Source organism: Bradyrhizobium cytisi (genome assembly GCF_008123515.1).
GTDB classification, from domain to species: Bacteria; Pseudomonadota; Alphaproteobacteria; order Rhizobiales; family Xanthobacteraceae; genus Bradyrhizobium; species Bradyrhizobium cytisi.
Genome location: NZ_VSSR01000014.1, coordinates 53,802 through 74,018 on the forward strand (window position 1 = coordinate 53,802; position 20,217 = coordinate 74,018).

At 60.3% G+C, this 20,217-nt stretch carries 14 protein-coding genes and 2 pseudogenes; 2 read left to right on the plus strand and 14 right to left on the minus strand.

The genetic code is table 11. From position 1 onward, the window contains the following. Positions 1 to 1,592: 1,592 nt before the first annotated feature. The 11 genes and pseudogenes from FXB38_RS08775 to FXB38_RS08825 form a co-directional block, all read right to left on the minus strand. The gene (locus tag FXB38_RS08775) at positions 1,593 to 1,862 is read right to left on the minus strand and encodes a DUF6129 family protein (RefSeq protein WP_187434752.1); all 270 of its coding nucleotides are present in this window, start codon (positions 1,860 to 1,862) and stop codon (positions 1,593 to 1,595) included. Between the two features lie 11 nt (positions 1,863 to 1,873). Then, positions 1,874 to 2,233 (minus strand): DUF3024 domain-containing protein, encoded by a 360-nt coding sequence (locus tag FXB38_RS08780; RefSeq protein WP_148750476.1) that lies wholly within the window; start codon positions 2,231 to 2,233, stop codon positions 1,874 to 1,876. Beyond that, a complete protein-coding gene (locus FXB38_RS08785) occupies positions 2,230 to 2,484 on the minus strand; it encodes a nitrogen fixation protein NifZ (RefSeq protein ID WP_148750477.1) in 255 nt (84 codons plus the stop codon). Before FXB38_RS08785 ends, FXB38_RS08780 begins: the two co-directional genes overlap by 4 nt. Then, positions 2,484 to 2,801: a nitrogen fixation protein NifZ gene (locus FXB38_RS08790; RefSeq protein WP_148750478.1), complete on the minus strand. Its 318-nt coding sequence runs from the start codon at positions 2,799 to 2,801 to the stop codon at positions 2,484 to 2,486. Before FXB38_RS08790 ends, FXB38_RS08785 begins: the two co-directional genes overlap by 1 nt. 1,122 nt (positions 2,802 to 3,923) lie before the next feature. Further along, on the minus strand, positions 3,924 to 4,148 hold the full coding sequence (locus tag FXB38_RS08795; RefSeq protein WP_148750479.1) for a 4Fe-4S binding protein: 225 nt from the start codon (positions 4,146 to 4,148) through the stop codon (positions 3,924 to 3,926). A gap of 13 nt (positions 4,149 to 4,161) precedes the next feature. Then, positions 4,162 to 5,715, minus strand: a complete 1,554-nt coding sequence (nifB, locus tag FXB38_RS08800; RefSeq protein ID WP_148750517.1) for a nitrogenase cofactor biosynthesis protein NifB — start codon at positions 5,713 to 5,715, stop codon at positions 4,162 to 4,164. Between the two features lie 629 nt (positions 5,716 to 6,344). Beyond that, positions 6,345 to 8,412, minus strand: a pseudogene (locus tag FXB38_RS08805) (prolyl oligopeptidase family serine peptidase). 480 nt (positions 8,413 to 8,892) lie between these two features. Next, complete coding sequence (gene nifT / locus FXB38_RS08810; protein ID WP_148750480.1) at positions 8,893 to 9,114, minus strand: putative nitrogen fixation protein NifT; 222 nt, start codon at positions 9,112 to 9,114, stop codon at positions 8,893 to 8,895. Continuing rightward, the gene (gene nifS / locus FXB38_RS08815) at positions 9,111 to 10,304 is read right to left on the minus strand and encodes a cysteine desulfurase NifS (RefSeq protein WP_187434753.1); all 1,194 of its coding nucleotides are present in this window, start codon (positions 10,302 to 10,304) and stop codon (positions 9,111 to 9,113) included. The genes nifT and nifS overlap by 4 nt, the downstream gene beginning before the upstream one ends. Before the next feature lie 18 nt (positions 10,305 to 10,322). Next, a complete protein-coding gene (locus FXB38_RS08820; protein ID WP_148750482.1) occupies positions 10,323 to 10,592 on the minus strand; it encodes a NifU family protein in 270 nt (89 codons plus the stop codon). A gap of 40 nt (positions 10,593 to 10,632) precedes the next feature. Further along, positions 10,633 to 10,953 carry an iron-sulfur cluster assembly accessory protein gene (locus tag FXB38_RS08825; protein ID WP_148750483.1) on the minus strand — a complete coding sequence of 107 codons (321 nt, stop codon included), beginning with the start codon at positions 10,951 to 10,953 and terminating at the stop codon, positions 10,633 to 10,635. Positions 10,954 to 11,271: 318 nt separating this feature from the next. Here FXB38_RS08825 and FXB38_RS08830 point away from each other — a divergent pair, with 318 nt between their 5' ends. Both FXB38_RS08830 and FXB38_RS08835 read left to right on the plus strand, forming a co-directional pair. Beyond that, on the plus strand, positions 11,272 to 11,862 hold the full coding sequence (locus FXB38_RS08830) for a hypothetical protein (RefSeq protein ID WP_148750484.1): 591 nt from the start codon (positions 11,272 to 11,274) through the stop codon (positions 11,860 to 11,862). Between the two features lie 388 nt (positions 11,863 to 12,250). Beyond that, positions 12,251 to 12,503 (plus strand): annotated as a pseudogene (locus FXB38_RS08835) (hypothetical protein); the annotation flags it as partial. Positions 12,504 to 12,592: 89 nt separating this feature from the next. Here FXB38_RS08835 and FXB38_RS08840 read toward each other — a convergent pair. The 3 genes from FXB38_RS08840 to FXB38_RS08855 all read right to left on the minus strand — a co-directional run bounded on the left by FXB38_RS08840 (position 12,593) and on the right by FXB38_RS08855 (position 19,558). Next, the gene (locus tag FXB38_RS08840) at positions 12,593 to 12,952 is read right to left on the minus strand and encodes a hypothetical protein (RefSeq protein WP_148750485.1); all 360 of its coding nucleotides are present in this window, start codon (positions 12,950 to 12,952) and stop codon (positions 12,593 to 12,595) included. A 715-nt stretch (positions 12,953 to 13,667) separates the two neighbouring features. Further along, a complete protein-coding gene (gltB, locus tag FXB38_RS08850; protein ID WP_148750487.1) occupies positions 13,668 to 18,419 on the minus strand; it encodes a glutamate synthase large subunit in 4,752 nt (1,583 codons plus the stop codon). 131 nt (positions 18,420 to 18,550) lie between these two features. After that, a complete protein-coding gene (locus tag FXB38_RS08855; protein ID WP_246229750.1) occupies positions 18,551 to 19,558 on the minus strand; it encodes a TlpA disulfide reductase family protein in 1,008 nt (335 codons plus the stop codon). Between the last annotated feature and the right edge of the window lie 659 nt (positions 19,559 to 20,217).

Below are 20,217 nucleotides of genomic sequence, written 5' to 3' on the forward strand. Positions count from 1 at the left end.
CACCGCTTTTCTCACCTCACATCAAATCCCGAATACAAGAGGATGCCGGCGCGGCTCCGCATGAACACACAAATGCTTGTACGCTTCTGCGCCTGCTAGAGGCGCATCTCCTGCCGGAGTTCCTTTATATTGTTGCCTTAGGCCGGACCGCGATTATTCCCTTTTTTCTGCCGCTTACCGGCCTGCAAATTCATCGGGGGATCTGCGTCGGCCGGAGGCCGCTAACGATATGCTGTAGGCCGACGATGCCGGCGCCCCTCGGACTCGGAAAAACGGTCCCAAGCTCCCTCTTGGGGGCACTCTCGGTTTCAGTCGCGGCGTCTTGAGAGGGGTGGACGGCAGCGAGAGACAGCTCAGTGCCGAATGACGTCTGCCGGCCGGGCTGATGATCCGCCGGCACGCTCGCGGACCGCATTTCCGGGTGGTAGATCTATATTCAAAAATGCGCCTTTAAGTCGCTGATTGAAACCATGACAATCGATGAGATCTAGGCCAAGTGGGCCGGTCTATCGGCAGACCGGTCAGCTCGTTCATCGCGCGAGCTGACCGTCGGACGCAGGGACCTGAAACGATCAGCTGGCCCGGCGGTCGTAAGCCGCCTGGCCGGCTCGATCACGCCGGTTAAATTCCGAAAATTGAATCATATCTCAGCGCAGGTGACCCAAGCCAATCCCCAAGGTACGTGCTTTCTGTCGTAGAGACCCCTCGGATCTCTTCATCAGCTTTGAAACCCTAGCTACAGGGGTGCGGGCCTTTGAGTGCGCTTTGAGCAGCTTGACGTCATCCTTACTATACTCTTTGCGCTTGGTGGTTTTTGCCACGTGATGTTCTCCGGTTTTGCTTTGCACATTTGCCTGTAGCGCCTTGTTTTTGGCGGACGCAACTGCTTCCCATTACCATATCAATGGTCATCGACAACTATTCAAGCGGATTTTTCTCTTCGAGATAGAACTGGAACTACACGCGAATTTGTCCTCCCCCGGATTTTATCTGCGTGACAAGCCCGATTCTCGACATGCACGTCACCCAGCTTCAACATGGAAGCAAGCCATAGAGAGGGGACGCTCGATGTGTCTTCGAAAGACAACTACAAAGGCGCTTCTTGCTTGAATGCTCCGACCTCAGCTCACCAAGACATTTCGTAGAATGATATTTCCAGGCGCCAGTATTGATGGAGTAGTGCTGGATCGGCCGGGACACTCGCATTGCCTCACTTGCGCGCGCATCATCCACCGGCCTCCACGGCGAGTGTACGGCGTTACCGCGCGAAGAACAAACGTCTTGTCCTATTTTTCGAAGGCTAGCGGCTTTAAGTGAAAGTACTCACAAAGGCAAATCTTGCGTTGCAGATCCTCGTCAGCTGATCGAGCACGGCTTGCCCGTCCTAATTTGAAATGCCGCAGTATTTTTGATCTAATTAGCCATGTTGAGATACCCAGGCAATTCCGCTGCGAGAACGATCGCCTGCCCCCGTCTCATGGACCCGACGAACGAGCGTCGTGATATTCCCCGGGCTGGTCACTACCGCATGGCAAACAACCCGCAGGCCTAGCCGTCCTGGCTGACCTTGGCACCGGCAGGCGATTGCTTGATCATGATTTGCCAGAGCGCTTAGCCAGCACAATGCCGGTGGCGCGCTGCGGATCGGTCGTAATCTGTGCACAGTGACCGCCACTGTCGAGCAGATGCAGGTCGAACTGTCCAACGCGGCGGAACGGACTCTGCGTCATGTCAGAGGCCTCGCAACAAATCCAGGCGAGATGTGGAAATTTCTGCCGGAGCGTGGGGCAGGGCTCAGACGCTGTATCAATAGCGGCGAGCGTCTGCTCGATGTTCGTCAATTCGCCTGCTGCGAGCACCATCTCCATAGTCCTTATTGCCAGAACAAACGTTCAGGGTCGGCGTTCAGAACCGCTGTCGCCAAGCCAAGCCGTTGATGGGTCGAATGCCACTCCCAGACACCCTTGCCGTGATCTTTGCGGAACAGCTGCCATGCCGCCCCAGTCCTATCGTGGTGCAACAGCGCGACGTCGACGATGCCTCCCTCCGCATCGATATTGCTTGAGCAGCACGGGCTCTCGACAAGATAGCCACCAGCAACCGCTGTCACCTTTGGCGAGACATATCGGTAGCGCTCGCGCCTTGTCAGCGCGCGCACGATCCGCCACCGGTCGAGCTCGTTGGGATGCGCAGGCAATCCGGAATGATGTCGTCTGATGATTGCGGCGTTCATTGCGCGATGTCCTGGACTGCGGAGATTTCTGCCTCGAGGCAGCCAACAACCAACTGCTTGCCGAAGTCGACCATATAGATGGGTAGGTTCGCTTCCGTATGGCGACCGACCTGGACGATCTCACCAATGTGTCCGACGCTGACCAGACACTCTTCCGCCGTCGCGTCGGGAAAGGAACCGTCGTTGAGCAGATCGATTGCCGCCTTGACACGTTGGCCTGAGCGGTATTTTGGCAACCTTGGTTCGATCATCAGGGTGCCCCTCCTGACAAGCAAGGCTCCTCGCCTCCGTGGCTTCGCGTGACTAGATCGAGCTCCTTGCATTTCATGCCGACGCGATAGCCGGAATCGAGGAATTCGACCCCATAGATATAAAATTGTTGCAGGAACGTACCGATCGAGACGACATAGCCAAGCTCGCCTTTCTTGACCAGAACCTCACCGATCTCCTTGCCCACATAGGTGCCGTCGTTGCGGATGGTGCGGTTGGCCCGCACCTTGTCGCCATAATCAAAGAAGGGCGCATCCGTCAACTCGACGATGTCACTATCACGGGCGATGTTGCTCATGCTGCCCTCCCCGTTCCATGCTTCAACTGTACCGCGCCTCGCGAGCGCCCGGCGTTACGGACCGCCCTATCATGATCCTCGATCAACTCCGTCGATTCCCTCACCGCGGCCCGGCTTGCGACCACGTATTGGATGAGCCAACGGGGATGACGGTGCGTCAACATCAACGACTGCACCCCAAAACGCATGCTTGAGATGGCGATCCGCGAGCCTATGATTGATGTTGAGGAAGCCGCCGATGCTGCACGCGAGTCCGTCGTTGACGCAACGAGCTTGAGCCGGCAGCAAGCAGTGCGGTTCAGCGCGAGACGCGCAGCCGGCACAATCGACCTGATTGCCCCGGCAACTGAGGCATCGTGGATGACATCACTCATGGTCCCGCCCATCGCTCGAGCGTGCCTAACAACACCTTGGCGCCAATCTTGTGCGCGGGACTGCGCCCCAGCAGTCTCTCGATAGCCGCCGTCCTCCCTCGAGTTGCCCAAGACGCATCTCCAAGTGGGCAACAAGCCTTGAGCGAGAACAGGAAGACCCACGCGAGGTGCTCTCATAGCAGCCGAATTCGGGTTTTGCGGCGCCGACGGCGCCAGTCGGCAGGAAAATCATCTCCGCATCACGTGATCGTGTGCGAACGCCTTGGCTTGGCGCAGGTGGATCTTCGGCACCTTTATCGAGGTGATAGGATAGCCCTGCCGCCCTGGGATGATGCTCGGCCGCCCTCGGCAGCGCGCCACCGACGAAGGCGTTGGTGAGGACGCCGTCGTTTCTCTCGGATGACCGACTGAAGAAGACCTCGGGCATGAATGTCGCCGGATCAATGATGGCCGCAGGTGACTGGATTGATATCGGGAAGACGGGTCCGCCCTTCGTGGGTCCATCGGCGAAATCGATCCTCGACGCTCAAGACCGCGGCCTTCGGGCCAACAGGAATAGCTTAACGCGTTGCCGCTGACGTTTGCGTCGCCAGAATATGGCTTAGCAATTGGCGAAAACGTCGGCGACCAGGGCGAGCCGTCCACCCGGTCTGAGAGGGCGACAGCCGCGGTCGGCGCCTCGTCAAGGCGAAGCATCATCCGCCCGAATTTCTGAACCGTTCGTGTCGTGGTGACCTCCATGTTGTCCTCAAGGGGGCGCCCGATGGCGTGGCAGCGCTGTGTCGAGCACGCATGTGTTGTCAACAGGGCAAACCGCCACGCATTGCGGTTCGTCAAAGTAGCCGGCGCACTCGGTGCATTTCTCCGAATCGATCAGGAAAGCGCCAGCTACCTCGGAAATAGCAAGATTTGGGCATTGCGTTTCGCACGCTGAACAGCCCGTGCATTGCGAGGCGATGATCTTGAACGGCATTGTCTGAACTTCCTCAGGCGGCGGAAATCAGCGCATTGTGGCGGGCCGGATCGACCCGCTCAACGTGCTTGATCTTCCCCTCATTGACTTTATCGAGATAGAGTTTGAACCAGGCGATCGCCGAGCCATCGATGAACTCGCAGGCGTACTGATCGACCGGCTCGATGCCGGCCTTGATCAATTCGGCCTTCGGGCAGCCGCCGATCTTTGACACGAATACGGCGTGGCAATCCTTGATGGCGCCGATGGCGATTTCGAGCTTGCTGTCCTCACCATGGCTGCCCTGGCAATAGGGATGGATAGGACGATGACCAACAAATTTTGCGCCTGAAGTCGAGAGCTCGTAGATCTGGAACTCCTTGGCATGACCGAAGTGCTGGTTGATCAATCCCGAGCCCTTGGTTGCAACCGCCACCAGCACCTTGATTTCGCTGGAAGCGCTGGCGAGCCCCGCAAGCTCCTCCTGTTTGGCCGCAAGCTTTGTAGTGCGCGCCTTCTCGACTTTGGCCTGATACTCTTTTCGGGCCTGCTCGTCGTATTTGATGTCCATCGCCATGATCTTTTCCATGGTGAACTCCGAGCCGCGGTCCTCTCCGAGCAGTCCGACGGCGTCGGCCCGGCACTGGCGACAATGACGCATCATGTTCATCTTGCTTTCGCAGCTATCCTGCAACGCTGTCACTTCCTGTGCGGTCGGGCCGCGTTGCCCCCTGAGACCGAACACGGTGCCGTGCTCGGGCGACGATATCAGCGGCATCACGTTATGCAGGAAGGCCCCGCGCGACTTCACGGCCTTGTTAACCTCAACCAGATGCTGATCGTTAATCCCGGGAATCATCACCGAGTTGACTTTGCACAGGATGCCGCGTGCGGTGAGCATCTCCACGCCCTGGAGCTGCCGATTGCTGAGGATGCTTGCAGCTTCAATGCCGGTGTAGCGCTTGTGGCGGTAAAAGATCCAGGGATAGATCTTTGCACCAATTTCGGGATCGATCATGTTGATCGTGATCGTCACGTGATCGACCTTGAGTCTTGCGATCGTGTCGACATGATCGGCTAGCGCAAGACCGTTCGTCGAGAGGCACAGCTTGATATCTGGCACGAGCTTGTTCACAAGCTCGAACGTCTTGAATGTCTTGTCCGGATTCGCTAGCGGATCGCCAGGGCCGGCAACGCCGACCACGCTCATCTGAGGGATCGCGGAAGCGACCGCCAGCACCTTCTTGGCGGCCTGCTCCGGCGTCAACTTCTCGCTGACAATGCCGGGGCGCGATTCGTTGGCGCAATCGTATTTACGATTGCAGTAATTGCACTGGATATTGCAGGCGGGTGCGACCGCGACATGCATGCGGGCATAATGGTGGTGCGCCTCCTCGCTGTAGCAGGGATGGTTCTTCACCTTTTCCCAGACCTCATTTGGCAGATTGCCGATGCCGGCCTGAGATCCGCAGCTCGCCCTCCCGCTGCCGCCGATCGTACCGCAGCCCTTGTGCTCAGTGACCGCTTGCATGGTCTCGCTGATCTCGCCGCCGCCGCAGGATACCTGGTGTTGCGCTGAAGTACTCATTTTTCCAATTCTATTCGCAAGCCGAACCCTTCCGGCAAGCATCCCCAGAGTCGTTTCTGAAAAGCCAAGAGCAACTGGCGTGCCATCCCTGCCACAAATGACTTTTGCGGTTCGCTTCAAGCAGTTAGGTAACGCCCGCTCGAATGTCAGTTTATCCACTCATGTTGGAAAGCTGACAGAGATTGCGATCAAGAACGCTGGCAGCGTTGTTTTGACGACGGGTAGGCTCCTTCACCTATGCCCATGACAAAAAGCAGGGCGGGTGGCGTCGTTGAAAGTTGATCTTGTCGTCAAAATGTGACGCCTGTGCAAAGCACAATCCGCAAAAGACTTTCCGGACGCTTCGAAGGACAACTGGATGCAGCGAGCCTTTGTAGGTGCAGAAGCAGCCCCGTTACCGACCTATGCCGTGGAAGATCACGCAGGCCCCTACGTGACATTCGGGAAGGCATTGTCAGGCAGGTGAAGAGAAACGCCTGGTGGCCAGGGTTCCGACGGCCACGAATTCGACCGTGCGTCCAAACCTTGGTTGGCATCTCGAATAGGTCGCGCGGGTGTGGATGCCGATCAGATTCAGAAGCTGCAGCCGCCTCGGTCGACATCGCACGAGCTGCCGTCCAAGAACTACGCTACATCGCCGACGTCTCGGCATCCAGCCAGCCGATCCTGCTCTTCAGGAAACGGAGGCCCAGAATAAGCCGGCGTGCTCCCTGTTGTCCTTGCCATAGCCGTGCCATCGCCTGCAGCTTCGCTGCCATTTTGCGCGCATGTCCGGGATGGACGCGATCGTCACGCCGCCTGGTGGCCATCAGGATCGGTGGATAGGACTGCCCGGGTCTTGCGCCATGATAGGCAGATTAGGTCTTCAGCCACTTCCACTCCTCAGCGTTGTCGGGATGGCCATATTCGGCGAGCCAGCTCGCCCCCGCGAGTAGTTTGGTGTAGCGGCGCATATCGATCAGCGGGATGGTGCAGAACAATGCGCCGAAGCGCTCGGGATATCGCGTTAGCATGTTTGGTGACGAGGATGCCGCCGTTCGATCCGCTCTCGGCCGCGATCCGCTTGGCCTGTGTCACGCCGCGCTTTACGAGATCGGCGGCGACGCTGCGAAATCATCATGCGACAATCTCTTGCCGGCGAGCCGGCCGGCGTCGTACCAGCGCGTGCCGAACTCGCCGCCGCCGCGCAAATTTGCCTGAACCGCGGTGCCGCTGCCGTCGAGCCAAAGCTTACCGAGCGCGGAATTGTAGTACGATTTCACGGAGATCCCAAACCCGCCATATCCGCTCATATGGACCGGCGCGTTGCCGGTCTGTCTGACGGGGCTGGTCTGTAGATAGGGAATTCGCTCACCGTCGATCGAGATTGCCTCATGCCGCGCGACCACGCAGTGCTCCGCGCAAACGTCTTCGGCGCCTGCTTCAGCACGGCGGGACTGGCAACGCCCCGCTCCATCAGGATGAGGGACGGCGGGGTGAGCGGATCCTCGACGTGGGCCAGCAAGTCGCCATTGCTCTCGGACGGATCGCGATCGAGAGACCAGATGTCGACGACGCCAAGATCAGGAAGCCCGCCCAATTGCTCGCGGTTCCAGCCATTATCGGATGGCGAGCAGATCTCGAAGATCTGGCCGGAGTTCGTCGAGAATACAAAGCACGAGCTTGCCCGCACTCCAAAAGAAGCTCTGCAGCGCACGGCGCGGGCCCGGCTCGAAGAGAATCTCGAACTGGCGGCTGCCCGCCAGAAACACCGGCAGCGAGATGACGATTGCCGTATCCGACATAGGTCTTCCCTGCCACAGACCAGGATTCGCGCGGCTTCAGGGCAAGCCAGTTGCGATGCGACCGCATTCAGATTGCTTGGCAGATCGAGCCTCGTCTTGGCGCCGGTTTCATCGCCGAGCCAGACCACGCAATTGGAGACGTCGGTCGCATCGAGGAACCAGATCCTGGGCGGCACGACAGTTTCGTCAACACTGCAACCGACTGACACATGAGCGGCCTTGGTCTCAAAGATCACTGCCGCTTGGTCAACATGCGTGCCCACTCCGCCACAGCCTCACCGTGCGCGCATAGCCGGTGGTCGCGGCCATGCCGTCGCCATGAGAGCTTAACAACACCAGCGTATCAGAATCGAGCCATACGCCGCTACCTTTGGCTTCGGGCACGATAAAGCCATTGTGGATGAAGAGGTTCGTGTCAGTGTCGAATTCACGCAAAGTCACGGCATCGCTTCCGCCGCGCGATAGACTCAAGATCCACCGCGAATGATTTCCTGGCGGTGCGGCCGTGGCGCTCAGAAGCCAGTCCTCGCCTTCGCTGACGGCGAGTTGATCGAGGTCGAGCAGGATGTCCCATGATGGGTTCGGCCTGTCGATACTCTTCCAGGGTGGTTCGCCGCCAGAGGCCGCGTGGATTGTTGGCGTCCTTCCATAGGTTGTAGAGATACCCGCCGCGCCGGGTCACATAGGGGATATTGTCGGGCCGGTCGTAAATCGCGGTCAGCGCATCTCTGTCTCGTTCGGCTGCCGGTCCGTCAAACACCTCCAGCGTTCTGCTATTCTGCCGCTTCACGAAGTCCGGCGCCCGCGCGCCTTCGATCTGTTCCAACCATAGATAGGGATCATCATCAGGCGCGGAAGGCGTTGGCCTTCCAGTTCGCGAGTCGTCGAGGCTCTTTGTTTGACCATGCTTCATTTACAACGTTGGTATTGACGCGCAGCTTCGAGCTGGTTCAAGGATTTTCATGGCGGACGTCGCATCACGATTTTTAAGCTTACGACCTGGCCCGGCGCGAGATCCAACCCTCTCGAAACTGAATGTTGCGGAGTTACAGCCCGTTGGCCTGACGCTGTGAAGACGCGCGGAATACAACGAGCCGGCTGGCGATGTGGGCGCAAAGGGGGCGTCGAAGGCCTCCCCCATCAACGCCATCGCTGGCCCGACGCCTCAGTGCTGCGCCCAGGCCCAGATTGCCTTTGGCACCGCGCCGCGATCTTGGTTGCGAAGAACGCTACGAGGGTTTCCGGAGTGATCGGCACGCTCGGCTGGAACCTTCGGTCACGCCAGGCTCAAGCCAGGGCATGGTGTCGCGTTCCTCGCAGGTGCCGGACCGCCCCGCCAAGAATAGCTTCCGCATCCGCCGGTTGGCGAGGTTCTGTGGAACCGCAGCATTCATCATTCGGGTGCTTCGCCGCCGCGCTTCTTGGCGTTGATAGTGATTGGTAGGGTGGTGTCATTCGCCATCGCGGGTAGGTCGAGCACCCAGCCGTTCGCGATTCTGATCCAACCGCCCCACAGCGTCTCGTGCTCCCATTCGACAATCGGCTCCTCAAGATCCTTCTTTGGCACGTAAATCGAAAGGCCCGTCTCGGGCGAACGGCGAATCATGACCTTCATAGGAGCTCCGCACGTTGTGAGCTCTCGCCCGCGCGCTCCTGACACGCACGCCACAAGGCTCTGTGTTTGGCAGTAATGTCCGGCAGGACTTGCAGGACACGGTCGATCTCATCCGGCGCCGTCTCGCGCGACAGCGAGAAGCGAACCGCGCCGCGCAAAAAGGCGGGTGGTACTCTCATCGCGCGCAGGACATGGGATGGCTCCATCGAGCCGGACGCGCAGGCTGAACCGAGTGAGACGGCAATTCCGTTGCGGTTCAGGTGGTGGATGATGGCCTCCGCTTCGATATGCTCGAAGGCAATGTTAGATGTATTTGGCAAGCGGTTCTTGACGTGACCAAGCACCATGCAACAGCCGAGAGCGAGAATGCCTTGCTCCAGCCGGTCGCGCAGGGTGCCAATCTGCATCTGCTGTTCTATGAGGTGTGCCGCAGCGAGTTCCGCCGCCTTGCCGAGCCCAACAATACCCGGAACGTTTTGGGTGCCAGCGCGGCGACGCCGCTCTTGTATGCCGCCGAAGATCAGCGGCCGGAACTTGATGTCCTTGCGCACATACAGCGCGCCGATCCCCTTCGGACCATGGAGCTTGTGGCCGGAGAGCGACAGCATGTCGATGTCCGTAGCCTTCAGGTCAATCGGAATCCGCCCGACCGCCTGGACTGCGTCGGTGTGAAAGAGCGCGCCGACTGAGCGCGCCATCTTGGCGAGGGACTTCACCGGAAAGATTGTACCCGTCTCATTATTGGCCCACATGACCGAGGCGACTGACGTGCGCCTCGACAATGCGTTGCGATAAGTCTCGATGTCCAATCGGCCGCTTGCATCAACCGGAATGACATGGGTCTTGATTCCTCGTCGGCCCAACTCCTCGGCAAGGGACAGAACGGCCGGATGCTCAACGGCCGTTGTGACGATCTCGTCGCGCCCCTCCTGCACGGCGAGCGCAGACAGGATCGCTGTGTTGTCGGATTCAGTCCCGCCTGAGGTGAAGACGATCTCATGATCGAATGCCGCGCCAATTAGGGCCTGTAGGTTCCGGCGCGCCTGTTTCAATGCGGGCGCAACCTCGCTGCCGAATGCATGCGCGGACGACGCATTGCCGAATTGTGTAGAGAAGAACGGCAGCATCGCCGCAACGACCAAAGGATGTGCACGGGTCGTCGCGTTATTATCCAGGTAGATCGGCCGCACGGACTGTCCGCTCTGCACTTAATGTCCCACTTTGGCAGCTCCGGCGAGCGGGATCAGGCGGACGAACTCGCCGAGCCGCTCGATCAGACGCGCCGGAATGGCCGCGAGCGTCGTGCCCGCAAGCTTACACAACATGCAGGCGCCGGTGAGCCTGACTATGAGCTCACAATCTCCACGATCACGCCTGAGGCTCGCCCGATTCTCATCGAGCACGGCACGGACAATTTGCTCGCGATCGGAAGGCTCAGAAATCGGAGGCTGCTTCGTTAGTTCAGTCTTGATGCCCATGTTTCGAAGCTCTTCTATTGCGGATGGTCCGAAGACAGGCTCACCTGCACGATTTGTCGCAGGAGCAGCTCGACTTGGCATTTGGATTGTCGAATCGGAACCCCGATCCTTCGGGCGAAACCACGAAGTCGATCGTGGTGCCGTTGAGATGCGCCTGGCTCGCGCTATCGACGAAGACTTTGATGCCGCCCTGCTCGATCACGGCATCATCGGAGTTCGGCCCATGGGCGAGATCCATCTTGTATGTGAACCCTTCGCAGCCGCCGCCTTCGACCATGATCCGCAAACCGCTCGCCGGCTGCGCTGTCGAGGAGATTGCGGCCTTCAATGTGTTGATGGCGTTATCCGTTAGGTTGATCATTTCTGACTCGCTCTCAGGTCTTGTCGCAAGGCACGATTCGCAAATCCCATGCCAGTCGAGATGCAGCTGAAATGAAGGGTTTGCAGGCGGCAACTGTTCGATTCGCGACCTGTGTGTCGGGTTTTCGACACGAGGCTTGCCGGCCGCGGCGTCATCCGGCCGAGACCTCGTGACGGTGCCAGCACGTATCCATGCACATAGCGCCAAGCCGCCGCTTACGCCGCAGAGATAGCGTGACGGCAAACAACTTGCATAAGCGTAGCGGACACGTCGCATTGCGCGACGCGTGCACACCACGCATTGATGAGGAGCCTTTCCATGACGTCGATTGACAACACTGCTCTTGGCCCGTTGGACAAGGAGGGGCGGCTATTGAATGCGGTGCTTAAGAGTGAAACAACGAAGTCGGGGCGATTTGGATTCCGGGGCGACATCGCGCTGAAGTTCCAAGCCCAGCTCGCCGACGAAAAACGACCGCCGGACTATTCCATCGAACAAGTTCTTGCGATCGCGCAGGAAGGCGAACCGACCATCCCGGTCCTTGCCGGATATCTGCATTCCTTCGCGTATCTACCCGAGGCCGCAAAGGTGCTGGTTGGCAGGCTGAGCCCAAAAGGCAGCTATTTCATCTTCTGCAACAACATTGATCTGCTCGCGAAGTACCGCATCAAGATAGGCGACATCACCTTCCGCATTCTGCCTTGCGACGAATCAACTGTGTGGAAGGAGATGATGGACCTCGCCAGCGTCGACAAGAATGACATCAAGAAGCTCGGTACGGCCGGTAGGCTCGACTACTTGCTCGACGCGGCCAAGGACATCGGTGGATCATACAGCGAGATCTCATACGAGGACGGCTTGGCCAAAATGGAGCCGGTGAAGAACAGAGGCGAAAACCGCCCCGTCTGAGGCATCGCCTCAGACCCCCCTCGCCAGCTCGACGAGTCTGCCGCAGAGAGAGTCACTGCACCCAGAGTGAGTCGCTGTACCGCTTCGCCTGGGACTGGCTCTGACAAACCCTCGTGATGGACTTGTCGGCCTACGTTTGGGAGATCACACGGCCGCTCTGCTAGTCGTGTGTTGGCCATACTGTCGTCAATTGCACCGAGGGGCGGCTGGCCGCGAGGGTCCGGCTGATTGCGTCCATCGGGATCCGAACATTCCAATGATGATCGGCTCATGATCGCGGTCATATTTCAGAGGGCTGATCGACGGTGTATGGAATCGGCTTTGGCGTTGTGCTCCAGGCCTTTGCCGGCCTGAGCGGCGCTGAGATGTCGCGCGAGGAGCGATCACTATGCTGATGTTCAAGGAAAGACCGCCGGCGATCGGCACGCTCAGCGGCTGGGCGATCTCCGTGCTGCGGAAAGCCGGCGCCATCCGCGAGTGCGAGGAGCACGGCTGGACGCAGGACCGCGCCGATCCGCTGCGCGCCAGCGCGCCTGCGCGCCTGCGAAATCGCCCGGCAAGATCCGCCGCAGGGAGTGTCGGAGGACGAAGCTGTCGCTGAACTGGTGGAGGTGCTGAGCTCGGTCGGAGATACCTGCCCGAGTGCCCGCCGCTGTAATCAGCAGCACGCCGAGTTCGAGAGGCGGGTGGATTTCTCCTTCAGCCTCGGCTTCGGCCATCCGCGGCGTCCTTAAGGATTGCTCACGAAGGTTGCTGTTTCGATGCGGGGCAGATCCAGCGAGGCAAACGGGATCAAGGCTAGCAAGCACCAGAAGAAATAGAAGGATGCGACCGCTTCATAGGGCGCTATCGAGCCGACCTTGTCGGATGACAGCTTGGCCGCAGCGCGCTTCATCCTGTAAGCAGTGAAGTCGATGATTGTTGCCGAGGTCTCCGTCATCTGATTCGTCCACTCACTCTTGAAAGCGTCACAGCCTGAATCCATGATTGCAGCAGAACTATTCTGCAGGCGTCCATCTTGCGAGAGCACGGCGGCGGCTGCAGCGAGTCGGGTGCCACGCATCAAGCTGTTCGCAAGAAGCGAAGCCATTTGTGGTCGGCCTCGCGCCGCGCGTGGAAGCGGTTGACGCATTTCCTAGAACAAAGCGCCGTTTGCCAGCAGTAGTAGCGGATAAGCCCGACTCTTCCCCACCGCATACCGCGCAGAACCTCGCTGACCGTGGTTGGATAGTCATTGCGCATTCTCGCCTTCCTGTCGGCGTTACCTGGAATCTCCCCCATGCATCTCCCATTTCCGCGACACGGCGCTCGCACTTCAACAGCGGGGTCGCCAATTGCGATGCTTGTGGCATGTACGGACCACCGGCGCAGGGTGTGACTCTGGTGTGCGCCTCCCTGGCAAAGCGGCGCGCGCTATTCCAAGCACCTTCGTCGGGATTGCCTACTTTAAGCGACAATTGATCTTGATTGGTGCAATCAGCAGGGCAGTGACGATCAAATCATGCGTCTTTTTGCCGATCTTCGATGGACTTCAACTGACCAGGCGACGGCGAGCGTATAGCAGCCCTCACCTGCTGTCGTGCAACCCTCACTGTCATTGCGCTCCAGAGACGCGGCGGCCCCGATCCCGTAGTTTCCTCAGAACGACGCGTGGGGAGGTCAAAACGATCTCGCGTGATCACCAGACAGGAACGTCTCAGCCGGCCCTACCTCGTGAGGATCTGCTTCGGGTTGCGGTGGCGGACGCGTGTGGGAGCGCTATTAGCGCTATACCTGCACCTCGGGCGCGTGCGGTGTTCGGTATGTCAGTGGTTCTCAGGCTCCCGGAGCTCGATCGCGATTTTCGGCTCGGCGTCCGCGTTGGCGGCCAGTTCGCGCAGCGCGCGCCGGTACTCGACCGGCATCACCTTGCGGAATTTGGGCAGCCAGTCCTTCCAATTGGCAAGGATGTCGGCGGCGCGCTTGGAGCCGGTCGCCTTGGCGTGGCGCGTGATCAGGACGTGCAGCCGCTCGACGTCGGAGTCGAGCAGGTTCTTGAACACGTCGACCCCTCCATGCGCCTCGGGGTCACCGGTATGATGATAGGTACCGGCGTTGATCAGCTCTTCGGACAGCACCGGCTCGAGATCGACCATCAGGAGGTTGCACAATCTGTCGAAATCTCCGGTCTCGTCCAGCACATAGGCGATGCCGCCGGACATGCCGGCCGCGAAGTTGCGCCCGGTCTTGCCGAGCACGACCACGATGCCGCCGGTCATGTATTCGCAGCAATGATCGCCCGCACCCTCGACCACGGCGACCGCGCCGGAATTGCGCACGGCAAAGCGTTCGCCGGCGATGCCGCGGAAGTAGCACTCGCCTTGAATGGCGCCGTACATCACGGTGTTGCCGACGATGATGCTCTCTTCCGGCACGATGCCGCTGTTGGCAGGCGGCTTGACGACGATCTTGCCGCCCGAGAGGCCCTTGCCGACATAGTCATTGGCTTCGCCTTCGAGCTCGAAGGTGACCCCTTGCGCCAGCCACGCGCCGAAGGCCTGGCCGGCGGTGCCCTTGAGGCTGACATGGATGGTGTCATGCGGCAGGCCGGCATGGCCGTAGATCTTGGCGACCGTGCCCGACAACATCGCGCCCGCGGAGCGGTTGGTGCTGTTGATCGTGGCTTCGATCTTCACCGGCGCGCCGCGGTCGAGCGCAGGCGTGGCCTTCTCGATCAGCGTGCGGTCGAGCACGGCTTCCAGATGATGGTTCTGGCGCTCGGAGTGATAGATCTTCTGGCCCTTCTCTTCCTTCTGCTTGACGAACAGTTTTGAGAAGTCGAGGCCCTTGGCCTTCCAGTGCGCGACCAGCCTGGTCTGGTCGAGCAGCTGCACCTGACCGATCATCTCGTTGAAGCTGCGGAAGCCGAGCGAGGCCATGATCTCGCGGACTTCTTCCGCAATGAAGAAGAAGTAGTTGATCACGTGCTCGGGCTGGCCGGTGAAGCGCTTGCGCAGCACCGGATCCTGCGTCGCGACGCCGACCGGGCAGGTGTTGAGGTGGCACTTGCGCATCATGATGCAGCCGGCCGCGATCAGCGGCGCCGTGGCGAAGCCGAACTCGTCGGCACCTAACAGCGCGCCGATCACGACGTCACGTCCGGTGCGGAAGCCGCCGTCGACCTGGACCACGATGCGGCTGCGCAGCCGCTCGCGCACCAGCGTCTGGTGGGTTTCGGCCAGCCCAATCTCCCAAGGCGAGCCGGCATGCTTGATCGAGGTCAGCGGCGAAGCGCCGGTGCCGCCCTCGAAGCCCGCAATCGTAACGTGGTCGGCGCGCGCCTTGGCAACGCCGGCCGCGACTGTGCCGACACCAATCTCGGAGACGAGCTTGACCGAGACCGCGCCTTCCGGGTTGACGTTCTTGAGGTCGTAGATGAGCTGCGCCAGATCCTCGATCGAGTAGATGTCGTGGTGCGGCGGCGGCGAGATCAGGCCGACGCCCGGCGTCGAGTGACGAACCTTGGCGATGGTCGCGTCGACCTTGTGACCGGGCAGCTGGCCGCCTTCGCCGGGCTTGGCGCCCTGCGCCATCTTGATCTGCATCATGTCGGAGTTGACGAGATACTCCGTGGTGACGCCGAAACGGCCCGAAGCGACCTGCTTGATTGCCGAGCGCATGCTGTCGCCGTTCGGCAGCGGCTTGAAGCGATCGGATTCCTCGCCGCCTTCGCCGGTGTTCGACTTGCCGCCGATCCGGTTCATGGCGATCGCGAGCGTGGTATGCGCCTCGCGCGAGATCGAACCGAACGACATGGCCCCCGTGGCGAAACGCCTGACGATGTCCTTGGCCGGCTCGACCTGGTCGAGGGCTACAGGCTTGCGCTTGTCTTCCTCCGCGCTCTTGACCCGGAACAGGCCGCGCAGCGTCAGAAGCCGCTCCGACTGCTCGTTGAGGATTTTTGCGAAGGCGCGATAGCGCTCCAGCGAGTTGCCGCGCGCGGCGTGCTGAAGCAGCCCGACCGACTCCGCGGTCCAGGCATGGTCCTCACCGCGGCTGCGGTAGGCATATTCGCCGCCGACATCGAGCGCGGTCTTGTAGACCAGCGCCTCGCCGAACGCGTCGGCATGACGGCGCACCGCCTCTTCGGCGATCTCGGCGAGACCGACGCCCTCGACGCGGGTGTGCGTACCGGCGAAGAATTTTCCGACGAATTCCGCCTTCAGGCCGATGGCGTCAAAGATCTGCGCGCCGCAATAGGACTGGTAGGTCGAGATGCCCATCTTGGACATCACCTTCAGCAGGCCCTTGCCGATCGACTTGATGTAGCGCTTGACGATTTCGTAGTCGTCGAGCGAGCCGGGCAGGCGGTCCTTCATCGCGATGATGGTTTCGAACGCGAGATACGGATTGATCGCTTCCGCGCCGTAGCCCGCAAGACAGGCGAAGTGATGCACTTCGCGCGGCTCGCCGGATTCGACGACGAGACCGACCGAGGTACGCAGGCCCGTGCGGATCAGATGATGGTGCACGGACGCACAAGCCAGCAGCGACGGGATCGGCACGCGGTCGCTGCCGACCATACGGTCGGACAGGATGATGATATTGACGCCCTCACGCACTGCGCTCTCGGCGCGCGCACAGAGCTCGTCGAGCACCTGGTCCATGCCGGCCGCACCGAGGCCGGCGTGGAAGGTGGTGTCCAGCGTGCGCGACTTGAAGTGCGATTCCGCCACATCAGAGATCGAGCGGATCTTTTCCAGATCCGCGTCGGTCAGGATCGGCTGGCGCGCTTCGAGGCGCTTGGTGGTGGCAAGCCCCTGAAGGTCGAACAGGTTCGGTCGCGGTCCGATGATCGAGACCAGGCTCATCACCAGCTCCTCGCGGATCGGATCGATCGGCGGGTTGGTGACCTGCGCAAAGTTCTGCTTGAAGTAGGTGAACAGCGGCTTGGCCTTGGCCGACAGCGCCGAGATCGGCGTGTCGTTGCCCATCGAGCCGGCCGCTTCCTCGCCGATGGAAGCCATCGGCGTCATCAGGATGGCGATGTCTTCTTGGCTGTAGCCGAACGCCTGCTGGCGATCGAGCAGCGACAGGTTGGAGCGCACGCCGGTGGTCGGCACCTTCGGCAGCTCTTCCAGCACGATCTGGGTCCGCTCCAGCCATTCCTTGTAGGGGTGGCTCCTGGCGAGATCGGCCTTGATCTCGTCGTCGGGGATCAGGCGGCCCTGCTCGAGGTCGACCAGCAGCATCTTGCCGGGCTGGAGCCGCCACTTGGTGATGATCTGGTCCTCGGGGATCGTCAGCACGCCCATTTCGGATGCCATCACGATGCGGTCGTCCTTGGTCACGAGATAGCGCGCCGGCCGCAATCCGTTGCGATCGAGCGTGGCGCCGATCTGGCGGCCGTCGGTGAACGCGATCGCAGCGGGGCCGTCCCACGGCTCCATCATCGCGGCATGATATTCGTAGAAGGCGCGGCGCGTCTCATCCATCAGCGGATTGCCGGCCCACGCCTCCGGAATCATCATCATCACGGCGTGGGGCAGCGAGTAGCCGCCCTGCACCAAGAATTCGAGCGCGTTGTCGAAGCAGGCGGTGTCCGACTGGCCTTCATAGGAGATCGGCCAGAGCCGGCTGATGTCCTTGCCATAGAGGTCCGAGCTGACGGACGCCTGGCGCGCCGCCATCCAGTTGGTGTTGCCGCGCAGCGTGTTGATCTCGCCGTTATGCGCGATCATCCGGTAGGGATGCGCCAGCGACCAGGCCGGCAAGGTGTTGGTTGAGAAGCGCTGATGCACCAGCGCCAGCGCGCTCTCGAAGTCCGCCTCGTGCAAATCGGGATAGTACTTGCCGAGCTGGTCGGCGAGGAACATGCCCTTGTAGATCACGGTGCGGCACGACATCGAGCAGGGGTAATAGCCGGCACCTCCGCGGTCGCGGCGCTGGTAGATCGCTTGCGAGATCGACTTGCGCAGGATGTAGAGCCGGCGCTCGAAATCGTCCTCGGTCTTGGCGGTGCCGTTGCGGCCGATGAACACCTGCATGCAGGCGGGCTCAGTCGGCTTCACGGTGACGCCGAGCGAGGAGTTGTCGGTCGGCACGTCGCGCCAGCCGAGCAGCGTCAGGCCCTCTTCCTCGATCTGGTCAGCGATGATGCTCTTGATGACGTTGCGCCAGGCGGTGTCGCGCGGCAGGAACAGCGCGCCGATGGCGTATTCGCCCGGAGCTGGCAGCGCGAAACCGAGCTCCCTGGCCTTGCGGCTGAAGAAGGCATGCGGGATCTGCACCAGAATGCCGGCGCCGTCACCGGCGCGGGGGTCGGCGCCGACAGCGCCGCGATGCTCGAGGTTGCAGAGGATGCTGAGCGCATCCGAGACGATCTCGTGGGACTTCTTGCCCTTGATGTTGGCGATGAAGCCGACGCCGCAGGAATCTTTTTCAAGGCTCGGATCGTAGAGGCCCACGGCCGGCGGACGCGAATTGTGTTCCTGAATCGGATCGGTCGTTTTCGAGGCGACCGTCGCCGACAGCTGTTCTGCCACGATGTTTGCGCGCTCGAATTGCGACCCGCTCATGTCCTCGTCCTCTCCATGCGGCAAGGTGTCTCACCGCGATCTTCGGCGCACCTTGGGCGTTCCGCGGCACCCGCTTTTGGGCCACCGCTCGTCCGCCGCGAGCCGCATTTTCTTAAATTCAGGCCAAGAATTCAGACCAAGGCGTTCTTCGTCCCCGAGAACAGCTTTGCCTCCACATCCTTGTACTTGGCCAAGGCGCTAAACAACACTCGCAGGTAATGCGCCTTCTGTTCAGCCCCCATTGGCCCCGGGCCGTCCAGCGACTTCACCGCCGACTCGACTAACTCGACCGCACGATCCTTGTTGCCGCTTTCGTAATAATACTGAGCGACCACCACATAGGACAGAAACTTCGGGCCGGCCCGGCCATCTGGAGAGTTCAGCGCGAGGATGTGTTCGGCCAACTCCTTGCCCATCGCAAAGCGATCAGAATGCGGGAAATCAGAGTTGTCCTCCGCTGGAGTAAAGGGTTGATCCGCATGAACTACGCGAACGTTGATGTCGTCCGGCATCACTGCGACGCCTTCTTTAGCGGCCGAAAGCGCCGTCGAACAATCCTGCGCCTTCAGCGTCGGCCCAAGTTTGCCCCAGAACGCTTGCATCCGGGCTTTCTCACGCATTTTAGATTCTGCTTCAGCGATTCGCTCCGCCTCAGCTGCTTTGGCTTCATCGCTGGTGCGCCAGGTGCCATTTTCGATTTTTGGAAACACGTCATACAGTTGCATCGGGTGACCGATAAAGGCGACGTGACCGTCACGGTCGATGACGAATGAGGTCGGGATAGTGGTAGAAAAACTGGGCGCCATCCAAAGCTTCTTCATTTTTCCGGCGTAATCGAACGCGATCCGAAAGTTCAGCTTGGAGCCTTTCTTGGTCAACCACGCGTCCAAGTTTGTTCGCGCCTCCTCGGCCGTTGAGCCTCGCTCGGAAGCTGCAACTGCAATGACCTCAACCGCGCTATCGTTGTATTTCTCTTGCAGCTGCGCGAGATGGGGAATCTCCGCCACACATCCGCCGCACCAAGTCGCCCAAAACTCGACAATATACAGCGTACCCAACTTAAAGTTGGTGAGGGGCTCGCCACGTACCCAGCTTTCCACCCTGATCGGAGGAGCTGGCGACTCCATACGGAGGATCACGTTGTTCTCCAAAGCTATTCCCAAACCTTCGCGCGATTGTATGCGCAAGCTCGTTTGTCTCTAAGAAATGGGGCACGAGTTCAATGAACGAGAGAGCGCGTCTGCATGCACTCCGCCTGACACCGTGCTCAGTCTCAGCAGCAATGGCCGTGCCAACGCCAGCAACGCACATCACGCACCTGATTCGGTCTGAAATTGCCTCGGCGGCTCAACACGACGGTGCTTTTGTAGCTGGCGGTCTCGTTCGATGTCAGACATCGGACGCGGGTCGTGCGCTTCGGGCGGTGGGGTTTTATGCCCCGCCCATCATGACGATCGCACCTGACGTTTTGATGATCGCTGCCGTAACCGCCGGCGCGCGGCACCGGCAAAATAGCTGTTAGTATGAGCCTCGCTCGCTCGGCCCGTCTGATTGCGCGCTCCTCCTACTCGGTGTTCCTGCTTCCTAAAGAAAGCGCGGCCGCGGCTGCCGCCGCTGGAAGATAATCCTGTCGCCGAATTGACGAACTTTAAATGGCGAGCTTTTGTGAGGATACCTTCTAAAGGGCAGGCAAGAAGCAGTCCGGTCACAGTCCTGGAAGATCACGCGCAGCACCGGGATGAGATTCAGCACGCAAGTGAGGTCATAGAGTTGGTGAAGAGAAACGGTCCTTATCAAA